16 protein-coding genes are annotated in these 21,102 nt (G+C 62.4%); 14 read left to right on the top strand and 2 right to left on the bottom strand.

The window, feature by feature from the left end; genetic code table 11:
- The first annotated feature begins 20 nt into the window (after positions 1-20).
- The 14 genes from AC4PTT_RS14575 to AC4PTT_RS14510 all read left to right on the top strand — a co-directional run bounded on the left by AC4PTT_RS14575 (position 21) and on the right by AC4PTT_RS14510 (position 15,834).
- Positions 21-227, top strand: a complete 207-nt coding sequence (locus AC4PTT_RS14575) for a hypothetical protein (RefSeq protein WP_206547315.1) — start codon at positions 21-23, stop codon at positions 225-227.
- Positions 228-333: 106 nt separating this feature from the next.
- A complete protein-coding gene (locus AC4PTT_RS14570; protein ID WP_113156228.1) occupies positions 334-600 on the top strand; it encodes a hypothetical protein in 267 nt (88 codons plus the stop codon).
- A gap of 75 nt (positions 601-675) precedes the next feature.
- Complete coding sequence (locus tag AC4PTT_RS14565) at positions 676-1,347, top strand: response regulator transcription factor (RefSeq protein ID WP_206545916.1); 672 nt, start codon at positions 676-678, stop codon at positions 1,345-1,347.
- A 9-nt stretch (positions 1,348-1,356) separates the two neighbouring features.
- On the top strand, positions 1,357-2,763 hold the full coding sequence (locus tag AC4PTT_RS14560; protein ID WP_492161514.1) for a sensor histidine kinase: 1,407 nt from the start codon (positions 1,357-1,359) through the stop codon (positions 2,761-2,763).
- Positions 2,764-2,861: 98 nt separating this feature from the next.
- The gene (locus tag AC4PTT_RS14555; protein ID WP_492161513.1) at positions 2,862-3,299 is read left to right on the top strand and encodes an RT0821/Lpp0805 family surface protein; all 438 of its coding nucleotides are present in this window, start codon (positions 2,862-2,864) and stop codon (positions 3,297-3,299) included.
- A gap of 169 nt (positions 3,300-3,468) precedes the next feature.
- A complete protein-coding gene (gene ccmI / locus AC4PTT_RS14550; RefSeq protein ID WP_317089017.1) occupies positions 3,469-4,608 on the top strand; it encodes a c-type cytochrome biogenesis protein CcmI in 1,140 nt (379 codons plus the stop codon).
- Between the two features lie 7 nt (positions 4,609-4,615).
- Positions 4,616-5,050: a cytochrome c maturation protein CcmE gene (gene ccmE, locus AC4PTT_RS14545; protein WP_113154616.1), complete on the top strand. Its 435-nt coding sequence runs from the start codon at positions 4,616-4,618 to the stop codon at positions 5,048-5,050.
- A 62-nt stretch (positions 5,051-5,112) separates the two neighbouring features.
- On the top strand, positions 5,113-7,101 hold the full coding sequence (locus AC4PTT_RS14540; RefSeq protein ID WP_206547318.1) for a heme lyase CcmF/NrfE family subunit: 1,989 nt from the start codon (positions 5,113-5,115) through the stop codon (positions 7,099-7,101).
- On the top strand, positions 7,101-7,574 hold the full coding sequence (locus AC4PTT_RS14535; RefSeq protein WP_492162615.1) for a cytochrome c-type biogenesis protein: 474 nt from the start codon (positions 7,101-7,103) through the stop codon (positions 7,572-7,574). Before AC4PTT_RS14540 ends, AC4PTT_RS14535 begins: the two co-directional genes overlap by 1 nt.
- A gap of 103 nt (positions 7,575-7,677) precedes the next feature.
- Positions 7,678-8,922 (top strand): bifunctional alpha/beta hydrolase/OsmC family protein, encoded by a 1,245-nt coding sequence (locus AC4PTT_RS14530; protein WP_206545922.1) that lies wholly within the window; start codon positions 7,678-7,680, stop codon positions 8,920-8,922.
- Positions 8,923-9,046: 124 nt separating this feature from the next.
- Complete coding sequence (locus AC4PTT_RS14525; RefSeq protein WP_492161512.1) at positions 9,047-10,594, top strand: Do family serine endopeptidase; 1,548 nt, start codon at positions 9,047-9,049, stop codon at positions 10,592-10,594.
- Between the two features lie 97 nt (positions 10,595-10,691).
- Positions 10,692-11,363, top strand: coding sequence for a response regulator transcription factor (locus tag AC4PTT_RS14520; protein WP_113154620.1), 672 nt, complete (start codon positions 10,692-10,694; stop codon positions 11,361-11,363).
- Positions 11,363-12,823: a sensor histidine kinase gene (locus tag AC4PTT_RS14515; RefSeq protein ID WP_206547322.1), complete on the top strand. Its 1,461-nt coding sequence runs from the start codon at positions 11,363-11,365 to the stop codon at positions 12,821-12,823. Before AC4PTT_RS14520 ends, AC4PTT_RS14515 begins: the two co-directional genes overlap by 1 nt.
- A 44-nt stretch (positions 12,824-12,867) precedes the next feature.
- On the top strand, positions 12,868-15,834 hold the full coding sequence (locus AC4PTT_RS14510; RefSeq protein WP_492161511.1) for a bifunctional [glutamine synthetase] adenylyltransferase/[glutamine synthetase]-adenylyl-L-tyrosine phosphorylase: 2,967 nt from the start codon (positions 12,868-12,870) through the stop codon (positions 15,832-15,834).
- Between the two features lie 25 nt (positions 15,835-15,859).
- On the opposite strand, the gene AC4PTT_RS14505 is transcribed toward AC4PTT_RS14510, so the two are convergent.
- Together AC4PTT_RS14505 and pepN are read right to left on the bottom strand one after the other, a co-directional pair.
- Positions 15,860-18,196 carry a PAS domain-containing sensor histidine kinase gene (locus AC4PTT_RS14505; protein ID WP_492161510.1) on the bottom strand — a complete coding sequence of 779 codons (2,337 nt, stop codon included), beginning with the start codon at positions 18,194-18,196 and terminating at the stop codon, positions 15,860-15,862.
- 130 nt (positions 18,197-18,326) lie between these two features.
- Entirely contained in the window at positions 18,327-20,972 is a 2,646-nt protein-coding gene (gene pepN, locus AC4PTT_RS14500; RefSeq protein ID WP_492161509.1) for an aminopeptidase N, read from the bottom strand.
- Between the last annotated feature and the right edge of the window lie 130 nt (positions 20,973-21,102).

Below are 21,102 nucleotides of genomic sequence, written 5' to 3'. Positions count from 1 at the left end.
TCAACAAGGGAAGGAAGACGATGATCAGAAGCAAACCATGGTACCTCTCGCGCACCATCTGGGCGTCTGTGGTCACGATTGCGGCGACGGCGGCGAGTATGCTCGGCTATCCGGTCGGCGAGATCGACAGTTCGGCCGTGTCTGAAGGGCTGTTGCAGGCCATCACTGCCATTTCTGGGCTGGTCGCCATTTTCGGCAGGGTTCATGCCCGCAGCACGATTGCCTAGAAAGAGTTGCGAAGGCGGGCAATGACCCGCCTTCGCAAACCCAGCGCCCCGTAAAATAACACAGCCGTTCATTTCCTATTCAGGCTGTATGGGCTACACCGGATGCATGTTCTGGCATCGTGCAAATAAACCCTTCTTGCTGGTCGCTCTGGCGCTTTTGCCGGTGCTGATCTGGCCGTCCGCAGCCGCCGCCCAGTCGGGCGTCGATTGCTACTCCGTCGGTTCACGGGTTGCGGCCCAGAATGGCGGGCAACTGGTTCAGGCAACAGCCGAAGACCAGGGTGGAAAGACCGTCTGCAGGGTGGTCGTGGTCATTCCCGGTGGTAACGGGGAACGCCCGAAACGCGCCGAGTTCGTGGTGCCGGCCAATTGATGCCGCGCGCCCGGGCGAGGCGTTTGCCCGTGCGTGGCCTTTGAATGACGTGAAACAGGACAAGTCGAGGGGCTGATGCGCATTCTGGTTGTCGAAGACGACAAGGACCTCAACCGGCAGATCTGCGAAGCACTGACCGATGCCGGCTATGTGGTCGACAAGGCGTTCGATGGCGAGGAAGGGCATTTCCTCGGAGACACCGAGCCCTATGATGCGGTGGTTCTTGATATCGGATTGCCGCAGATGGACGGCATCAGCGTTCTGGAGCGCTGGCGTCAGGACGAGCGCAAGATGCCGGTCCTGATCCTGACGGCGCGTGACCGCTGGAGCGACAAGGTTGCCGGTATCGACGCGGGTGCTGACGATTATGTCACCAAGCCATTTCACATTGAGGAAGTCCTCGCGCGGCTGCGCGCACTGATCCGGCGCGCGGCGGGGCACGCATCGTCTGAACTGCGCTGTGGTCCGGTCCGCCTTGATACGAAAGCCTCGAAGGCGGATGTGGGGGGCGTTCCGCTGAAGCTGACGTCGCATGAGTACCGGCTGCTGGCCTATCTGATGCACCACAAGGATACGGTGGTTTCGCGCACGGAACTGGTCGAGCACCTGTACGACCAGGATTTCGACAGGGATTCCAATACGATCGAAGTGTTTGTCGGACGGTTGCGCAAGAAGCTTGGCGATGTGGATCTGATCGAAACCGTGCGTGGCATGGGATATCGTCTGCGCGAGCCGGGGGCCGGTTAGGCCGCCCCGATGGCTGACCATAACAAGCAATCCTATCTGAGGCGCATCCTGTCCCGCTCGCTTGCGGTGCGGGTGATTGCGTTTTCCTCTTTCTGGGCAATCATAGCGCTGGTGGTGATCGCCACCATCATCTCTGCGCTGTTCCGACAGGTCTCGGAACGGGGGTTTGACAGCGTTCTGTCAGCCTATCTGAACAATGTGATCGGTTCTGTCGGCGTGGCCGAGGATGGCGGGTTGCAGGGCAATCCGAACCTCGATGATCTACGCTTTCTGCAGCCGCAGTCGGGCTGGTACTGGGCGGTTGAGCCGGTGACGGATGATCTGGGGCGGGCGCTGCGCTCGCCGTCCATGGCGACGCCGATCCCTTCGCCAGACGCGTCCAGGGTGCCGTTCAATGCGGGCTTTCAACGCAATTACAAGGCGACCGGCCCCGGTGGCGACACGATCCAGGTGGTTGAGGCCGAGCTGGTGGTGGGCGATCAGGGGCAGGTTGCGCGCTTTCGCGTGATGGGCAACCGCAGCGAGCTGGAAGACGAAATCAGCCGCTTCATTCGCACGCTCTATGGCTATCTCGCGCTTTTCGGCATTGGCATGGTGGCGATCAATGTCTTCGCCATTCTTTACGGTCTGCGCCCGTTGAACCGCGTGCAGCAGGCGCTTTCCGACATCAGGGCGGGAACGGCGCAGCGGCTGGCCGGGCCATTCCCCACGGAGATCGAGGCGCTTGCTGATGAGACCAATGCGCTGATCGACAACAACAGACGCATTGTCGAACGTTCACGCAAACAGGTGGGCAATCTGGCGCATTCGCTGAAGACGCCGCTTGCCGTGCTTATGAATGAAGGCGATGCGGTGGGCGGCGAGCGCGGCAAGCTGATCACCGCGCAGGCCAAGGCGCTGCAACAGCAGCTTGACCACTATCTCCAGCGTGCGCGTGCTGCAGCACAGCGCGACAGCCTTGTGTTTCGGACACCAGTGCAGGCTTCTCTGGAGCGGATGGCGCGGGTGATGAGCAAGCTCAATCCGTCCATCGATCTGCATGTGGAACTGCCCGACGAGGTGCTGGTCTTTGCCGGAGAGCGGGAGGATCTGGAGGAGATCAACGGCAATCTGATGGAGAATGCGATGAAGTGGGCCGCAGGCCAGGTCGCGCTGACCCTTGAAGAAGGGGGCGAGCCGGGCGAGGGGCGGGGCCTGCGCATCGTGATCGAAGATGACGGGCCTGGAATTCCCGAAGAGCAGGCGCGCGACGCAGTAAAACGCGGTCGCCGGCTCGATGAAACCAAGCCGGGAACAGGGCTAGGCCTTGCGATTGTTGCCGACCTGGTGGAAGAATACGGAGGCACGCTTGCGCTGGAGCGGTCTGTTCTTGGTGGGCTGAAAGCTGTCGTTACGCTGCCACGGGCCGAAGCATAGAATTGCTTGTTAAGGAAGATCGTCCAAATTAGGCCAAATCGATGCCCTAATCAGGGGCTCGTAAACGATGAGTGTGTCTCAGGGGATCATCGAGATCAATGAAACTCGCGCCAATCTTCGCTGTAGCGTTCTCCGCAGTTTTGTCGGGTTGCCTCAGCAGCAACATGTCCGGCTCGCAGCTTGAGCCCAATCAGTTCGCGGCGACGCAGACGCCTGCGGACAGCTCTGCCATTCTTGGCATGGAGGGCGGCGGGCTGGTCGGCGGTCAACTTGGTGACGCCCTGTCGCGACGGCAGAAGCGGCTTGCCATCGAGGCCGAGTACAAGGCGCTTGAAAATACGCCTGCCGGTCAGGATGTCTCGTGGCAGGATGCCTCGTCCGGACGGGCGGGAACAGTGCGCCCGGCGCAGCCTTACCGCGTCGGTTCGCAGGACTGCCGGCAGTATACCCATGTCATTCAGGTCAATGGCGGGCCGCGCGAGGCGCGCGGAACTGCTTGCCGCAACGAGGATGGCAGCTGGATGTTGCTCGGCTAACACATTGACAAGACAGCGCAACTGGCCTGACTGACCGGTTGTGCCGGTTTCTGAACGTCTGGCATTTTAGGCGTTTGTGCGAGATGTTTGCACAGCGCAACCGTGACTTGCCAAATGGCCGCAGGCGTATCGAGTTGGCAGCGGGTTTGCCGACCGCTATTTAGGGCTCATGTTGTTCTGGATCCTTGCAGCCTTTTTGACCTTCGTCGCCGCTTTCGCCGTATTGCGGCCCTTTGCCGTGCGCAACGGGCAGGCAGACGATGCCCCCGCTCATGATATCGAGGTCTATCGAGACCAGCTCGATGAAGTCGAGCGCGATGCCGAGCGCGGTCTCATCGGACCGCAGGAGGCCGAGCAGGCGCGTGCCGAAATCGGCCGGCGCATCCTCAAGGCATCCGAAGCGGCCGACAGCCAGGCCGGCAAGCGAAACGCCAGTCGACGCGTGACGCAGCTGACGGCTGCGATTGCGGTTCTGGCCGTGCCGCTCGTCAGTTGGGGGCTCTACGTGTTTACCGGCTCGCCCAACATGCCGGCGCAGCCCTTTCATGCGCGTGCAACCGAAGAGCCGGCCAATGCCCCGATTGATGAGCTGGTGGCGCGGGCGGAAGCCCATCTGGCCGAAAACCCCGACGATGCGCGCGGCTGGCAGGTTCTGGCTCCGGTCTATATGCGGATCGGCCGCTTCGGCGATGCACAGACCGCGTTGCGCAATATCATGCGCATATCCGGCGACAGTGCTGAGATGCAGTCTGCGCTGGGCGAAGCGATTGTCGGTGGCGCACAGGGCATGGTGACGGCGGAAGCCGAAGAGGCCTTCAATGCCGCCATTGCGCTTGACCCGAAGGAGCCGAGGGCGCGTTTCTTCCTTGGGCTGGCGCTGGCGCAGGATGGCGAAACCGAAGATGCCCAGGCGATGTGGCGTGAGATGCTGGCTGACCTGCCGGGAGAATCGCCGTGGCGCGTGGCGGCGCGGCAGGCACTGCTGAGCTCGGGTGACACATCGGTGGCAGGCGCAGAAACCGCGCCAACGGGTCCAAGCGATGAGGATGTGGCTGCGGCAGCCGAACTCTCCCAGGCTGATCGTCAGGACATGATCGAAGGCATGGTTGCGAGCCTCGACGCCAAGCTGCAGGAAAACCCGGATGACATGGATGGATGGCAGCGTCTCATTCGTTCATACATCGTGCTGAAGCGTCCGGAGGACGCAAAGGCCGCTCTGGAGCGAGCTGTGGCAGCCCTTGGGGCCGATGCGCCCGAGAGCCAGGAATTGAAAGCCTTCGCCGATAGTCTCGGCATCAAAAGCGAGTAGGTGTGACGTGACACGGAAACAGAAAAGACTGGCCGTCATCGCAGGCGCAATCGGTTTTCTGGGGCTCGCGACAGGGCTCACACTCTATGCGCTGGGCGAGCAGACGTCGTATTTCTATATGCCGGGCGACCTTGAAGAACGGCCGGTTGCGGCGGGTCAGCGCATACGTCTGGGCGGTCTTGTGGAGAAGGGCTCCATTCAGCGCGGCGACGACACATATGTGCGTTTTGCGGTGACGGATGGAACCGAATCCGTGGCGGTGCAGTATTCCGGCATTCTTCCGGATCTCTTCCGCGAAGAGCAGGGGGTTGTGACCGAAGGCGCCTTCGATCAGAACCGCAACTTCGTTGCTGATACGGTACTTGCCAAGCACGATGAGAACTACATGCCGCGGGAAGTTGCAGACAGCCTGAAGGAAAAGGGCGTCTGGAAAGAAGATTGAACGCGGCTGATCCTTTACACTGAAGTTTCTCCGCAGACGGCTTGATTGGAGCGTACCGGATAATGAGCATCGAACTCGGTCATTTCGCCCTTGTCCTGGCCTTTGCTTTGGCGCTCGTCCAGATGTCGGTGCCGATCATTGGCGCGCAGCTCAGGAACGAAACGCTGATGCGGGTCGCGGAGCCTGCGGCGATCACCAGCTTCATGCTGGTCGCGCTGTCCTTCATGGCGCTCACCTCGGCCTATATCCAGTCGGATTTCTCGGTGCTGAATGTGTGGGAGAACTCGCATTCGGCCAAGCCGATGCTGTTCAAGATCACCGGCACCTGGGGCAACCATGAAGGCTCCATGCTGTTATGGGTTCTGATCCTCGTGTTCTTCGGTGCGCTGGTGGCGTTCTTCGGCCGCAACCTGCCTCTTTCGCTGCGGGCCAATGTTCTTGGCGTGCAGGGGGCGATCAGCTGCGCATTCATCATTTTCATTCTGGCGACGTCGAACCCGTTTGCGCGGCTTGATCCGGCGCCGATTGAAGGCCGTGACCTCAACCCCATCCTTCAGGACATCGGGCTCGCCATCCATCCGCCGCTTCTCTATCTCGGCTATGTGGGCTTCTCGATTGCGTTTTCCTTTGCCATTGCGGCGCTGATCGAAGGCCGGCTCGATGCGGCCTGGGCGCGCTGGGTGCGTCCCTGGACGCTGGCCGCCTGGACCTTCCTGACGGGCGGCATCGCCATGGGCTCCTACTGGGCCTATTACGAGCTGGGCTGGGGCGGCTTCTGGTTCTGGGATCCGGTGGAAAACGCTTCGCTTCTGCCCTGGCTGGGCGGCACCGCGCTATTGCATTCCGCGCTGGTGATGGAGAAGCGCTCCGCGCTCAAGATCTGGACCGTGCTGCTGGCGATCCTGACCTTCTCGCTTTCGCTGCTGGGGACGTTCCTCGTGCGCTCCGGCGTGCTGACGTCCGTCCACGCCTTCGCGACGGACCCTGCGCGCGGCGTGTTCATTCTGGGCATCCTTGTCCTGTTCATCGGCGGATCGCTGGCGCTCTTTGCATGGCGGGCGGCGACGCTGACGTCGGGCGGGCTCTTTCAGCCCGTGTCGCGCGAAGGGGCGCTCGTTCTCAACAATCTGATCCTGACCACGGCGACGGCCACGGTGCTGATCGGCACGCTCTATCCGCTTCTGGTGGAGGCGGTGACGGGTGACAAGATTTCGGTCGGCGCGCCCTTCTTCAACCTGACATTCGGGCCGCTCATCCTTCCTCTGCTTGCAATCGTGCCCTTCGGCCCGCTGCTTGCGTGGAAGCGCGGTGATCTCTGGGCGGTCTCGCAGCGGCTCATCTGGGCCTTCGGCGGGGCGCTGGCGGTTGCGCTTCTGGCGCTGGTTCTGGTGGATCGCACTTCGGTTCTGGCTGCGCTGGGCATCGGCCTTGGCGCGTGGCTTGTGCTGGGGGCAATGACGGACCTCGTTATCAAGTCCGGTCTCGGCAAGGTTGCGCCTTCGGTTGCCTTCAGTCGCTTCAAGGGGCTGCCGCGTTCGGTGTTCGGCACAGCGCTCGCCCATGCGGGGCTTGGCCTCACCACCATCGGCATCGTGGCGGTGACCACGCTGGAGACGGAACGGATCGTCGCCATGGAGCCGGGCGAAGTCGTGGAAATTCATGGCTACAATCTGCGCTTCGACAGTTTCAGGCCCTTCACCGGGCCGAACTACACCGAGGATCAGGCGCGCTTCGTCCTGACGCGCGTGACCGGCAGGCAGCTTGGCGAAATCGTTTCGTCGAAACGCTTCTACACGGCGCGTCAGATGCCGACCACGGAGGCGGGCATCCGCACGCTCGGCGTGAGCCAGCTCTATGTTTCGCTTGGCGACCAGACGCCCAACGGCAAGATTGTCGTGCGGATCTGGTGGAAGCCGATGGTGACGCTCATCTGGCTTGGCGCGCTCGTGATGATGATTGGCGGCACGGTGTCGCTGCTTGATCGCAGGCTGCGGATCGGAGCACCCATGCCCCGCAAGAAAGCCGCTCTGGCGCAGGGCGGACAGGCATGATGCGCAAGCCATTCAGCCTTCTGGCCGTGTCTGCGGCCGCACTCTTTCTATCGCTGCAGCCGGTGGTGGCCGTGCAACCCGACGAGGTGCTGGAAGATCCGGCACTGGAAGCGCGCGCCCGCGATCTGTCGACCGAACTGCGGTGCATGGTCTGTCAGAATCAGTCGATTGACGATTCCGATGCCGAACTGGCGCGTGATCTGCGCGTTCTGGTTCGTGATCGTCTTCAGGCGGGCGACAGCAATGAGGAAGTGCTCGACTATGTGGTCGACCGGTATGGCGAGTTCGTTCTTCTCAAACCGCGCTTCAGCTATCGCAATGCGCTCCTTTGGGGCGCACCGATTCTCCTGCTGCTGATCGGCGGTGCGATCATTTATGCGAATGCCCGCCGTCGCGGGGCCAGCGCGGGTCAACAGGCGCTGAGCGCCGAGGAGAAAGAGCGGCTTGACCGAATCTTGAACGAGCGTGATTGAGTTTTCGCTACGTCAAGCATTGCGTTGCGGGCGTTTCACCATAGCTTGAGCCTCTGGCTTCGGCCTGAAACGATCCATTGAGGCACACGCAAAAGGTAGGCGCATGACCGCGAAAACACTCAAGCTCGCTTTCCCCGGCCATTCAGGGGCTGAACTGGCCGCGCGTCTCGATCTGCCCAACGGCCCGGTTCGCGCCTATGCGCTGTTTGCCCACTGTTTTACCTGCTCCAAGGATTTGCTGGCGGCGCGCCGGATTGCCGCCGATCTGGCGCGCAGTGGCATTGCCGTCCTGCGGTTCGATTTTACCGGGCTCGGATCGAGCGAGGGCGAATTTGCCTCCACAAACTTCTCGACCAATCTCGGTGACCTTCTAAGCGCTGCCGAATTCCTGAAAGAGCATTATGAAGCGCCGGGCGTCCTGATCGGGCATTCGCTTGGTGGTGCTGCCGTGCTTTCGATTGCGGCGCGTCTTCCTTCCGTCAAGGCGGTCGTCACCATTGGCGCACCTTCCGACACGGCGCATGTTCTCAGGCATCTCGGGGCATCGCCGGAGAGCATCGAAGCGGAAGGCGAGGTCGATGTCACCCTCGGCGGCCGCCCGTTCCGCGTTCAGCATCAGTTTGTCGAGGATGTGCGCTCGCATGCCCTGCTTGATGCCGTGGCTGCGATGCACAAGCCGCTTCTGGTCATGCATGCGCCGCTGGATGAGATCGTCGGCATCGAGAACGCTACGCAGATCTTCCTCGCCGCCAAACACCCCAAAAGCTTCGTATCGCTGGACAGCGGCGATCATCTTCTGACGGGGCAAGAGGATGCCGCGTTTGCCGCAAGCGTCATGACCGGCTGGCTTTCGCGCTACATCTCCGGCGATGAGCCGCAGGGCGAGGCGCCCATCGAGCATGTCCGTGTCATGGAGACGGGGCAGGGGAAATTTCAGAACGCAGTGCAGGCGGGTCGCCATCGGCTGTTTGCCGATGAGCCGGAAAGCTATGGCGGAATGGACAGCGGACCGTCGCCCTACGACTTCCTCTCCATCGCGCTTGGCGCCTGCACGACCATGACGCTGCGCATGTATGCAGACCGCAAGAAACTCTCACTCGGCCGGATCAATGTGGACGTCTCGCATGCGAAGATTCACTCCAAAGATTGCGCTGACTGTTCCGAAGCGCTGAAGGAGCAGGGGAAGATAGACCGGTTTGAACGGGTCATCGATGTGGAGGGAGACATTTCGGAAGAGCTGCGCGACAAGCTGATAGAGATTGCCGGGAAATGCCCGGTTCACCGGACCCTGGAGAGCGTCGCACACGTGCATACGCGTGTCCGCGAGGGTGAAAGCATGACTGAGTAGGCGTGGCGAACATTACCAAAAATTCATCGGCTGGAAATGGCGCTGTAATGTTTGGGTCACTATCTCTGTCTTCGAAGACGGCGAGGCGCGCCGAAATGAAATGTTTTCAAGAGGATATCATTCCATGCATCAGAATGCTGACAACAACGCGACAAACAAGAGCGTTATCGGCAAGGGTCGCGGCCGGCTGATGGCCACGATTGCGTCTGTTGCGATTGCAGGTGCGGTTGGCCTTGGTGTCGTGACGAGCGGAACCGCGCCGGTGATGGCTGAGGCCATTCGCCTCGAGCAGCCGGTTCAGGCTCCGAGCTTTGCCGACATCGTGGAAGAGGTTTCTCCCGCTGTCGTGAGCGTGCGCGTGAAGGCTGAAATCCAGACCACATCGGACCGTGGCGGCTCGTTCTTCGACATGCCGGGCTTCGAGGGACTGCCGGAAGGGCATCCGCTTGAGCGCTTCTTCCGCGAGTTCCGCGGCGAGCGTGGTGATCGCGGCTATGAGAAGGACCGCCGTCCCGACCGTCGCCAGCGTGCACGTCCGGTCTCTCAGGGTTCCGGCTTCTTCATCTCCGAAGACGGTTATCTGGTGACCAACAACCACGTGGTGGAAGGTGGCAGCAGCTTCACCGTCGTGATGGATGACGGCACCGAGATCGACGCCAAGCTGGTCGGCACCGACCCGCGCACCGATCTTGCCGTGCTGAAGGTCGATGAAGAGCGCGAGTTCACCTATGTCGACTTCGCCGATGATGCGCAGGTGCGTGTTGGCGACTGGGTCGTGGCCGTTGGTAATCCGTTCGGTCTCGGCGGCACCGTGACGGCGGGCATCGTATCGGCGCGTGGTCGTGATATCGGCGCAGGTCCTTACGATGACTTCATCCAGATCGACGCTGCCGTGAATCGCGGCAACTCCGGTGGTCCGGCCTTCAACCTGACGGGGGAAGTCGTTGGCGTGAACACGGCAATCTTCTCGCCTTCCGGCGGCAATGTGGGCATCGCCTTCGCCATCCCCGCATCCATCGCCAAACAGGTGGTCAAAGACCTGATCGACGACGGTACCGTGGAACGCGGCTGGCTCGGTGTCCAGATTCAGCCCGTGACCAAGGATATTGCTGAATCGGTTGGCCTCGACGAGGAAAAGGGCGCGCTGATTGCCGACGCGCAGGCTGGTGAGCCTGCCGCCAAGGCTGGCATCCGCTCTGGCGACATCATCATCGCCGTTGAGGACAAGCCGGTCTCGTCGCCCAAGGAGCTTGCACGGCTTGTCGCCGGCTACGCCCCGGGCAATGACGTGGCGGTGACCGTGTGGCGCGACGGCAAGACCGAGAACCTCACGGTGACGCTTGCCGAAATGCCTGGCGTCAAAACAATGGCATCGGCAAGCGGTGGCGCGCAGCCGGATGCGGTGAACGCGCAGTTCGGCCTCAAGGTTACCCCGGCTGAAGATGGTGACGGTCTCGTTGTCACGGATGTCGAGCCCGGCAGCCCCGCCGATGATCGCGGCATTCGCGCCGGCGACATCATCCGCACTGTCAACTCTCAGGCGGTGAAGTCAGGCAAGGATGTCGAGGAAGCCGTTGCGGCTGCCGTTGAAGCCGGTCGCAAGGCCGTCCTGATCCAGATCCAGCGTGACGACGCAAGCCGTTTCGTTGCCCTGCCAACCGGCCAGGGCTGATCGCCTCACACAAGACCTCACATCTCCCCCGCAATCTTTGCGGGGGAGTTTGTCTTCTCTGAATTCGCTGGATCGGCAAACGGGGTATAACGGGCGTATGAAGATTCTTGTTATCGAAGACGACCGTGAAGCGGCGGACTATCTGAAGAACGCTTTTACCGAAGCCGGTCACACGGCAGACATCGCCCGCGATGGCGATACCGGTTTTTCCATGGCCGATACCGGCAGCTACGATGTTTTCGTCGTCGACCGGATGCTGCCGCGCCGTGACGGCCTGTCGATCATCACGGAACTGCGTGAAGGCGGCAATGATACCCCGGCGCTCATCCTTTCGGCACTTGGCGAGGTGGACGACCGTGTGACGGGTCTGCGCGCCGGTGGCGATGATTACCTCACCAAACCCTATGCCTTCTCCGAACTGCTCGCCCGCATCGAAGTGCTGCGCCGTCGCGCTGGCGCGAAAGATGTCGAGACCTCCTACCAGGTCGGCGATCTGGAACTCGACCGCCTGTCGCATACGGTGCGCCGCGCGGGGCAGGAGATTGTGCTCCAGCCGCGTGAGTTCCGTCTTCTCGAATACATGATGCGCCATGCAGGCCAGGTGGTGACGCGCACCATGCTGCTCGAAAATGTCTGGGATTATCATTTTGACCCGCAGACCAACGTCATCGACGTGCATATCTCGCGCCTGCGCGGCAAAATCGAGAAGGGCTTTGACAAGCCGCTCCTTCATACGGTGCGCGGCGCCGGCTACATGCTGAAGGACTGATGGCGCGCATCCTTTCCATCCTCAACACGACGGCAGCGCGCCTCTCTGCGCTCTATCTCATCCTGTTTGCCGTCTGTGCCTCTTTCCTCGTCATCTACATGACGTCTCTGTCCGCCCGCATGCTGGTCGGGCAGACGCGCGATGCCATCAATGAAGAAGTGCGCGGCCTTGATCGCTCTTATCGACGGGGTGGGCTGCCGCTCCTTGTTCGCGTGATTGAATCGCGCGCGCGCCAGCCGGGCGCAAATCTCTATCTGCTCGCAGACGCCAATGGCCGCATTCTCTCAGGCAATGTCGAAAGCCTCCAGCCGGGCGTTCTGGATGTGATGGGCTGGACGGAGCGCCCGTTCACCTACAGCCGTTTCGGTGAAGGCGAGGTGCGTCTGGACCCGAACGGGAGTGAAGCCAAACACAAGGCGGTGGCCGTTGTCTTTCGCCTGCCCAATCAGGTCATCGTCATGGTCGGGCGTGACCTGGGAGAGCCCGAAAAATTCCGCAGTGTGATGCAGCGCGCCCTTGTGGTGACGCTTGCAATCATGAGTGTCGGCGCGTTGCTGATCTGGTATTTCGTCGGCCGTCGCGCCCTGAAACGCATCGACCGCGTGTCTGAGGCAAGTCGCAGCATCATGGGTGGAGATCTGTCGCACCGGCTGCCGGTCTCCAGCGCAGGCGACGAGTTCGACCGTCTCTCCGACAATCTGAACAAGATGCTCGACCGCATTGCGGCCCTGAATGAAGGGTTGCGCCAGGTCTCCGACAACATCGCGCATGATCTGAAGACGCCCCTGACGAGACTGCGCAACCGGGCGGAAGCGGCACTCGCTGGCAAGCCGGAGACAGCGGATTACCGCGCCGCGCTTGAGCGCACGATTGCTGAATCCGACCAGCTCATCCGCACCTTCAATGCAATCCTGATGATCTCGCGCCTTGAGGCCGGCTATTCAGCCGAGGCGACCGGGACCATCGATCTGCGCGCGATCCTCGCCGATGTGGTCGAGCTCTATGAGCCGCTGGCCGAGGAACAGGGCGTTGCGCTTGAAGCGCAGATCAACGGTGCGCTCGAAATGCCAGGCAACCGCGAGCTGATCGGACAGGCGCTGTCGAACATCGTCGACAATGCCATCAAATATTCCGCCGGTTCCGGCGAAAGCCCGGCAGTGAAGGTCTCTCTGGACAAGGTCGGCGACGAAATCCGCTTGACGGTTCGCGACAATGGCCCCGGCGTATCCGAGGCGGACCGGCAGCGCGTGACGGAGCGTTTCGTGCGGCTTGAGGAAAGCCGTACCCAGCCGGGTTCCGGCCTTGGTCTCAGCCTTGCCAAGGCGGTGATGACATTCCATGGTGGTCGCCTCGAATTTGCCGACAATGCGCCCGGTCTCGCCGTCACGATGGTGTTTCCCGCGGAGCCGCCGAAACGGAAATCGGAAGCGATTTTCAAGAAGCGTGACGCCTCTGCCTGACGGGGGCGGACAAGCAAGAATGCCTGACTGAAGAGGGGACCGGAATGGGGCGTTATGCGGTTGCGGATGGGAGCCTGTGGTTCGGAGCGCCGGTCAAGGCGCTGACACCCGCCGACGCCGAGCAGGCTGCCGATGCGCTGGAAATGGTGCTTGAGGCCGCCCGTGACAATGAATGCCAACGGTTCGGCGATCTTCTTGCAGGCGAAACCGCGCTGACGGATTTTCTCACGGCCGTGTTCGGGCTGTCGCCATTTCTGCGTGACTTCGCGCGCCGCAACCCGCAGGCGCTGGAAGCCCTGTTCGACACGCCGCTTGCCGCGCGGCTGGATGTTCTTTTCGAGGCAATCGAGCAGAGCGCCTTTGAAGAGGGGCAGAGCGAGAGCGGGCTCATGAAGGCCCTTCGCGATCTGAAGGCCGAGGCGCATTTCCTGATCGCGGTTGGCCGCCTGGCGGATGCCGCCGATACGGCCCTCACCACCGAGCGGCTCAGCCTTCTTGCCGACAAGTGCATCCGCGCCAGCGTCGACTTCCTTCTCCTCGATGCGGACCGGGCTGGAAAACTCAAACTGCCGGATCGCGCAAACCCCTCCAGCGGCAGTGGCTGGATTGTTCTGGGCATGGGCAAGCTTGGTGCAAATGAACTCAACTTCTCATCCGATATCGACCTGATCGTTCTGGTCGATCCGCACGCGCCCGCCATCCCCGAGCCCTATGAGGCTGTCGATCTGTTCGTACGGTTGACGCGCCGGCTGGTGCGGATCCTTCAGGACCGCACCGAGCATGGCTATGTCTTCCGCACCGATCTGCGGCTGCGGCCCGATCCCGGCTCCACGCCGCTTGCCATCCCGGTCGGAGCCGCCCTTCACTATTACGAGAGCCGTGGCCAGAACTGGGAACGCGCTGCCATGATCAAGGCGCGGCCGATTGCGGGCGATCTCGCAGGCGGCGAGAGCTTCCTCAAGGAGCTGCAGCCCTATGTCTGGCGCAAATATCTCGACTATGCGGCGATTGCAGATGTGCATTCCATCAAGCGCCAGATCCATGCACACAAGGGGCATGGCGAGGTCGCGGTCAAGGGCCACAACGTCAAGCTCGGGCGTGGCGGCATTCGCGAGATCGAGTTTTTCGTTCAGACTCAGCAGCTCATTGCCGGCGGGCGATTTCCGGAGCTGCGCGGGCGGCGCACGGTCACGATGCTGGCGGAGCTTGCCCGCTGCGGCTGGATCGATGATGAAGCGCGCGATGCGCTGACGCACCAGTACTGGTTCCTCAGGGATGTGGAACACGCCCTGCAGATGGTGGCTGACGAACAGACACACACACTGCCGGAAGACGATGACGAGCTGGAGCGCATCGCTCATATGCTGGGCTTTGACAGCGCCGGGGCGTTTGCGGAAACGTTCCGCGAAAGTCTGCGCCTCGTGGAGCAGCATTATGCGGACCTGTTCGAGACCGCGCCGCAGCTGTCGCGCGGCGTCGGCAATCTCGTCTTCACCGGCGATGTGGACGATCCGGGCACACTCGAAACGCTGAGCGAGCTGGGTTTCGAGCGGCCAAGCGACATGTGCCGTGTGATCCGTGGCTGGCACTATGGACGCTACCGCGCGACACAGTCTGCCGAGGCGCGCGAAAGGCTGACCGAGCTGACCCCGGCGCTTCTCGAGGCCTTTGGCGGGACAAGGCGCGCCGATGAGGCGTTGCTGCGCTTCGACACGTTCCTTGCCGGTCTTCCAGCCGGCATTCAGCTTTTCTCTCTGCTTCAGTCCAACCCGGCGCTGCTCAACATGCTGGTCAGCATCATGGGCGCGGCCCCAAGGCTGGCGGCGATCATCACGCGGCGACCGCACGTGTTTGACGGTCTGCTCGATCCGGCGCTCCTCTCCGAACTGCCGGATCGCGCCTATCTCGCCGAGCGGCTGGACACGTTTCTGGCCGGAGCCCGGATTTTTGAGGAAATCCTCGACCGGTTGCGCATCTTCGCCGCCGAGCAGAAATTCCTGATCGGCATCCGGCTTCTCACCGGCGTCATTGACGCGTCCCGTGCGGGCAAGGCGTTTTCCGATCTCGCCGATCTTACTGTTGGCTCCGCGCTCGATGCGGTGATCGACAATTTTGCCGAACGCCATGGCCGCATCGCCGGCGGGCGCGCCGCCATTCTGGGCATGGGCAAGCTGGGCAGCCGTGAGCTGACCGCCGGTTCCGACATCGACCTGATCCTGCTTTACGATCACGATGCCGATGCGGACTATTCGGACGGGAAGAAGGAGCTTGCGCCGTCAGAATATTATGCGCGGCTTACCCAGAGGCTGATCGCCGCCGTTTCGGCCCCCACCGCAGAGGGCGTGCTTTACGAACTCGATCTGCGGCTTCGCCCGTCCGGCAACAAGGGGCCGGTCGCCACCAATATCGAGGCCTTCGCCCGTTACCAGCGCAACGAGGCGTGGACATGGGAGCATATGGCGCTGACCCGTGCGCGCGCCGTCGCCGGTGACCCGTCGCTCATGGAACGCGTTGAAGGGGAGGTGGGCGAAATCCTCTCTCTGCCGCGCGATGCCGCGAAGATACGCGGAGAGGCGGCGGAAATGCGTCGCCTGCTCGAAGAGGAAAAGCCGGCCCGCGATATCTGGGATCTGAAGCTGGTTCCCGGCGGTTTGATCGATCTGGAATTCATCGCGCAGGTTGCGGCCCTGACCGGGAATATCGAGGAACAGGGCGAGGAGGCCACGGCAACCGGCGAGGTTCTGTCCGCGCTTTCAGAGGGCTTCTGTCCGCCGCAGGTCCGTCAGGAACTGGTCGATGCGCATGCGCTCTACATGACGCTCACGCAGACCACGCGGCTTTGCCTCGAAGGCGGCTTTGACCCGGACGAAGCGCCGCCGGGCTTTGCCGATCTGCTTCTTCGTCAGACCGACCTGCCGGAACTGCCGGTTCTTGCCGCCCATGTGGAGGAAACCGCGGGCAGGGTGCGCCGGCATTTCGAGGCGCTCATCGGCCCGGTTGGACAGGATTAAGCGAACCAGCCTCTAACGACTGTCATCAGGCGGCCACGGCCGGCTTCTTGCGCTCGCCTGCCGGCAGGCGGACGGACACAATGGTGCCGACGCCTTCGGTCGAGCGGATTTTCAGCACACCGCCATGCAGCTCCGCCAGCGAGCGGGAGATGGCAAGCCCCAGCCCGGAGCCGGTATGGCTCTTGGAGAACTGGTTCTGCACCTGCTCGAAGGGCCGTCCGAGCTTTTTCAGCGCATCGCGCGGAATGCCGCAGCCCGAATCTTCGATGGTCAGCGTCACCGCCTGGCCAACCTTGCGCGCGCGCAGCGAGATGTGTCCGCCTTCGCCGGTGAACTTCACCGCGTTGGAGAGCAGGTTGATGACGATCTGCTTGATGGCGCGGCGGTCTGCGAAAACCTGCATGGTCTCCGGAATATCCATCTTCATGTCGATGGACTTCTCCGCCGCCTGAAGGTCCACCACCCGCACCGTCTCGCGGATCAGCGGGCACAGGTCGATCTCCTCGCAATCGACGGAGAACTGGCCCGCCTCGATCTTCGACATGTCGAGAATGTCGTTGATCACGCCCAGCAGGTAGGAGCCGCTGGAACAGATGTCCTGAACATATTCCGCATAGCGCTCGGAGCCGAGCGGGCCGAACATGCCCGACTGCATCACCTCGGAGAAACCGATGATGGCGTTGAGCGGCGTGCGCAACTCATGGGACATGTTGGCCAGGAATTCCGATTTCGCGCGGTTGGCCGCCTCGGCGCGCTCGGTCTCGCGCATGTATTTGCGGTTCAGCTCGCTGAGCTCGCGGGTGCGCTCCTGCTCGGCGCGGCGCGCAAGGCTCAGATCGTGAATGGTCGCCATCAGGCGGCGTTCGCTGTCGACCAGCTTGCCCTGATGCTGTTTCAGCTGGGTAATGTCGGTGCCCACGGACACGGTGCCGCCATCGCGTGTCTTCAGCTCGGTGACCTGCAGCCAGCGTCCGTCTGCGAGCTGGCGCTCATAGGTCGCGCCATTGCCATTGCCGGAGGGGATGGCCAGCCTCCGCTCGGAGCGGAAAGCGGGCGCATGGGCCTCGATGTCGCGCCGGCGCGCGCCGGCTACGATCATGCTCTGGTCAACGCCCAGATCCTGCTTGTACTTCGTGTTGCACATGACGAGGCGCTCTGCGTAGTCCCACAGAACGAAGGATTCGCCGATGCTCTCGATTGCCGTGCGCAGCCGCTGGTCGGCCGCTTCCGTCTGCTGCACCAGCGTGCGCTGTTCGGTCACGTCCACGGCAATGCCGATCAGGTGCAGTTCGGGCGCGTTCGGGTCGACAACCTGCGCGCGGGCGCGCACCCAGACCCACTGGCCATCGGCGCGCTTCATCCGGAAAACCCGGTCCACATGGTCGATCTCGCGCGCCACGATGCGGTTGGCCAGATCGAACAGATCGCCATCCTCGGGGTGGACGATCTCCGCCACCTCGCCGAAGGAAAGCATGTCGTCGGTGGTCTCGTAGCCGAGCATCTCGAACATCGAACGCGACCAGAACATCTTGCCGCGCACCATGTCCCAGTCCCACAGGCCACACTTGCCGCGCACCATGGCCATGTCGACCCGCTGATGGGCCTCCATGTAGATGCGGTCGGCGGCCTGCGCCCGCGCGGCCTGGCTGAAATAGGCGTAGAGGATCACCATCAGGATCGCCGCCGTCAGCGCAAACAGCGTCACGTTCAGCGAGACGGAGCGCCGCCAGTCGGCAAAGAGCGCGTCATGCGAGGTCAGCGCAATCGCCGAGCCATCCTGTCCGGGCACATGCACGAGCGAGGCCAGCCAGCTCTCGCCGCCGATTTCCACGTTCATCACGCCGGCGCGTGCGCCGAACAGGAAGAGTGGCTGCCCGCCTGTCAGCACGGATTCCAGCGAACGGCCGACGAGGTCGGTCCCGTTGGGCGAGCTTGCGATCACGTCGAAACGGCTGTCGGTGATGGCCAGAACGCGCTGGTCTTCGGAACCCGCGCGGCGCATCGCCTCCTCGATCAGCATGCGTGCTTTGTGCGTCGGGTCGGCCTCGGTCGTGTCCACGGCCACGCTTGCGGCAAGCGAATCTGCAGCAAGCGCCAGCATGGTCCGCGCATCGCGTTCGATGTCGTCGCGCCAGGTGAACAGCGAGAGAAGGCGCGCTGCGGCCAGCACCAGCAGAAAGATGATGATCAGAATGGGGATCGAGCGGCGCAGATACGGTTCCACCGCCAGCAGACGCTCGTATGCCGGAGCAGCGATTATCTTGGCATTGCCGGCCAGTCCCATACGCCTTGCGCGTCGGGTTTTTGGCCCGGCAGCCATGCCCGCTATCAGGGGCAAAGCCCAACCCCCTGCCTTCGCCATCCGACGGGCTCCCTCGTTCCTCGGTTAAGTTCGGTGATTCGGCTCCGCCTGCTGCCGAATCATCCATAAGGAATCAAAGGTGATTCGCCTTGTCCAGATGTCATGGTAAAAAACTTATTAACGCGGCCCCTCAGGCCAGTGTCCTTTCAAGGATATCCGCAAGATCGCGAGACAGGTTTTCGCGTCCCGCCATGTCGGCAAGAAGCGCGCGGGCATGTTCGCGCCGGCCCTTCTCGAGCGACCGCCACGAGCGGAATGCGGTGGCCAGCCTTGCCGCCACCTGCGGGTTCTGTCCGTCCAGCGCCAGCACCGTGTCGGCGACAAGGCGGTAGCCTTCGCCATCGGCGCTGTGAAAGGCCGTCTGGTTGGCCATGGAGAAAGTGCCGATCAGCGCCCGGACGCGGTTGGGATTGGCGAGCGAGAAATGCGGATGCTCCATCAGCGACCGCACCAGCGATACGGCCCCTTCGGAGGGGATCATGGCCTGGATCTGAAGCCATTTGTCGAGCACCAGCGGCGTGTCGCGATAACGTTCCTCGAAGGCCGCAAGAGCAGCCCTGCCATCCTCCGTGTCGTGGAAATACTGCGCCAGAATGGTCAGCGCGCCGGCGCGCTCGGTCATGTTGTCGGCATCGTCGAACTGCCGGCGTGCGGCCTGAGGGTTCCCTTCGCCGAGCACCAGATATTCCAGCAGCGTGTTGCGCAGGGCGCGGCGTCCGGCGCTGCGGGCATCGGGCGAGAAGGGGGCGTTGTCGTGCAGTCCCTCATAGAGGTCGCCAAACGTCTCCCGTCCTGCCTGCGCAATGGTCTCAAGCAGCGCCCTGCGGGCCGTGTGGATGGCGTCCGGATCGATGTCATGGCCGATTTCACGCGCCACGTCAGCCTCGCTGGGCAGGGTCAGAACCAGTGCGCGGAAGGCCTCTTCCAGCGTTGCATCGGCAGCCAGATCCAGCGCCAGCTGCACGAGATCGTCGGCGAAGGCCGGCGCCTTGCCGCCGCGCACGGCCTTGCTTGCGGCAATCAGCGTGTCGGTGAAGAGCGTCGTGAGCGCCTGCCAGCGCGAGAACGGGTCGCTGTCATGGCGGGCCAGGAACAGCCGGTCGGCGGTTCTGCCCTCGCTGCAAAGCGTCACCGGCGCTGAGAATCCACGGTTGACCGAGAACACTGGCCGCGCATTTACGCCTTTGAAAACAATCGTATGCCGGCGCTTGCGCAGGTGAATGACGCCGTTTTCCACCACCGCGCCCTCAGCGCTTTCATAGGCGAGATCTTCACCTTCCGGCCCGACAAGGCCAAAGGCGAGGGGGATGTGCATCAGCCGCTTGCGGCTTTCAGAAGGTGTCGGCGGAACGGACTGTTCTATCTCCACCGTCAGCGTCTTCGCCCCGGCGTCATAGCGCGAGGAGAGCGCCACATTCGGGGTTCCTGCCTGATGATACCAGAGCGCGAACTGGGTGAGATCACGGCCCGAGGCATCCTCGAAGGCTTTTAGAAAATCCTCAATTGTCACGGCCTGCCCGTCATGCCGCTCGAAATAGAGGTCCATGCCGGCGCGGAACGCCTCTTCACCCAGAATGGTACGCAGCATGCGCACCACTTCCGAGCCCTTTTCGTAGACGGTCGCCGTGTAGAAATTGTTGATCTCGCGATAGCGCCGCGGCCGCACCGGATGGGCCAGCGGTCCCTGATCCTCGGGGAACTGGTGCGCCCGGAGCGCGCGCACCTCGCCGATGCGCTTGACCGCGCGCGACCGCTCGTCGGCAGAGAATTCATGGTCGCGGAAAACCGTCAGACCTTCCTTCAGGCAGAGCTGGAACCAGTCCCGGCAAGTGATTCTGTTGCCTGTCCAATTATGGAAATACTCATGCGCGATGATCGCCTCGATATTGGCGAAATCGACATCCGTGGCGGTCTCCGCATCGGCCAGCACATATTTGTCGTTGAAGACGTTGAGACCCTTGTTCTCCATCGCCCCCATATTGAAATCCGACACGGCCACGATGTTGAACACATCGAGATCGTATTCCCTGCCGAAGCGCTCCTCGTCCCAGCGCATGGAGCGCTTGAGCGCATCCATCGCGTAGGCGGCGCGTTCTTCCTTGCCGTGCTCCACATAGATGCCGAGCGAGACCTCGCGTCCCGACGCGGTGGTGAAGCTGTCCGTCACCACGCCAAGGTCGCCCGCCACCAGCGCAAACAGGTAGGAGGGTTTGGGGAACGGATCGTGCCAGACGGCAAAGTGCCTGCCATTCTCAAGCGCGCCGCTCTCGACCGGGTTGCCGTTCGACAGAAGCAGGGGGGCAGCCTTGCGGTCGGCTTCCATCCGCACCGTGTAAACCGACAGGATGTCAGGCCGGTCGAGGAAATAGGTGATCCGGCGAAACCCTTCCGCCTCGCACTGCGTGCAGAAGACGCCGCTTGAGACATAAAGCCCCATCAGTGTCGTGTTGCTCGAAGGCAGGACCCGCGTGACAATAGTCAGCTCGAATTCCCGCTCCTCGGGGAGTTTCCGGATCGTCAGCTTGTCGGGCGTCGCCTCGTAGCTCGAGACGGGCACATCGGCTCCGTTGATTCTCAGCGCTTCCAGCGTCAGCGCATCGCCATCGAGTTCCAGCGGCGCATCGTCCGGCGCATTCTCGGCCCGTTCCACCCGGAGCCGCGCAGTCACCAGCGTTTCGTCAGCGTCCAGCGCGAAATCGAGCGCAATCCCGGGGATGAGATAGGCGCTGGGTTTGTAGTCTTCGAGACGAAAAATCTGGCCGCTTTCTGTACGCATCTTCACTCTTTCCATGACCTGTGGCGCAGTGCGGGAAAATCCGCGTCCGCCTGGCCCAACAAAATCGGATTGCGGCTCTTTACACAACCATCCGGCTCGACAAAACTAAGGCATCAAACGTCGCTCGACT

The organism is Nitratireductor sp. WH36-1 (assembly GCF_058725515.1).
Note: the sequence above shows the minus strand (reverse complement) of the source record. Positions and strands in the feature narration are given on the sequence as shown.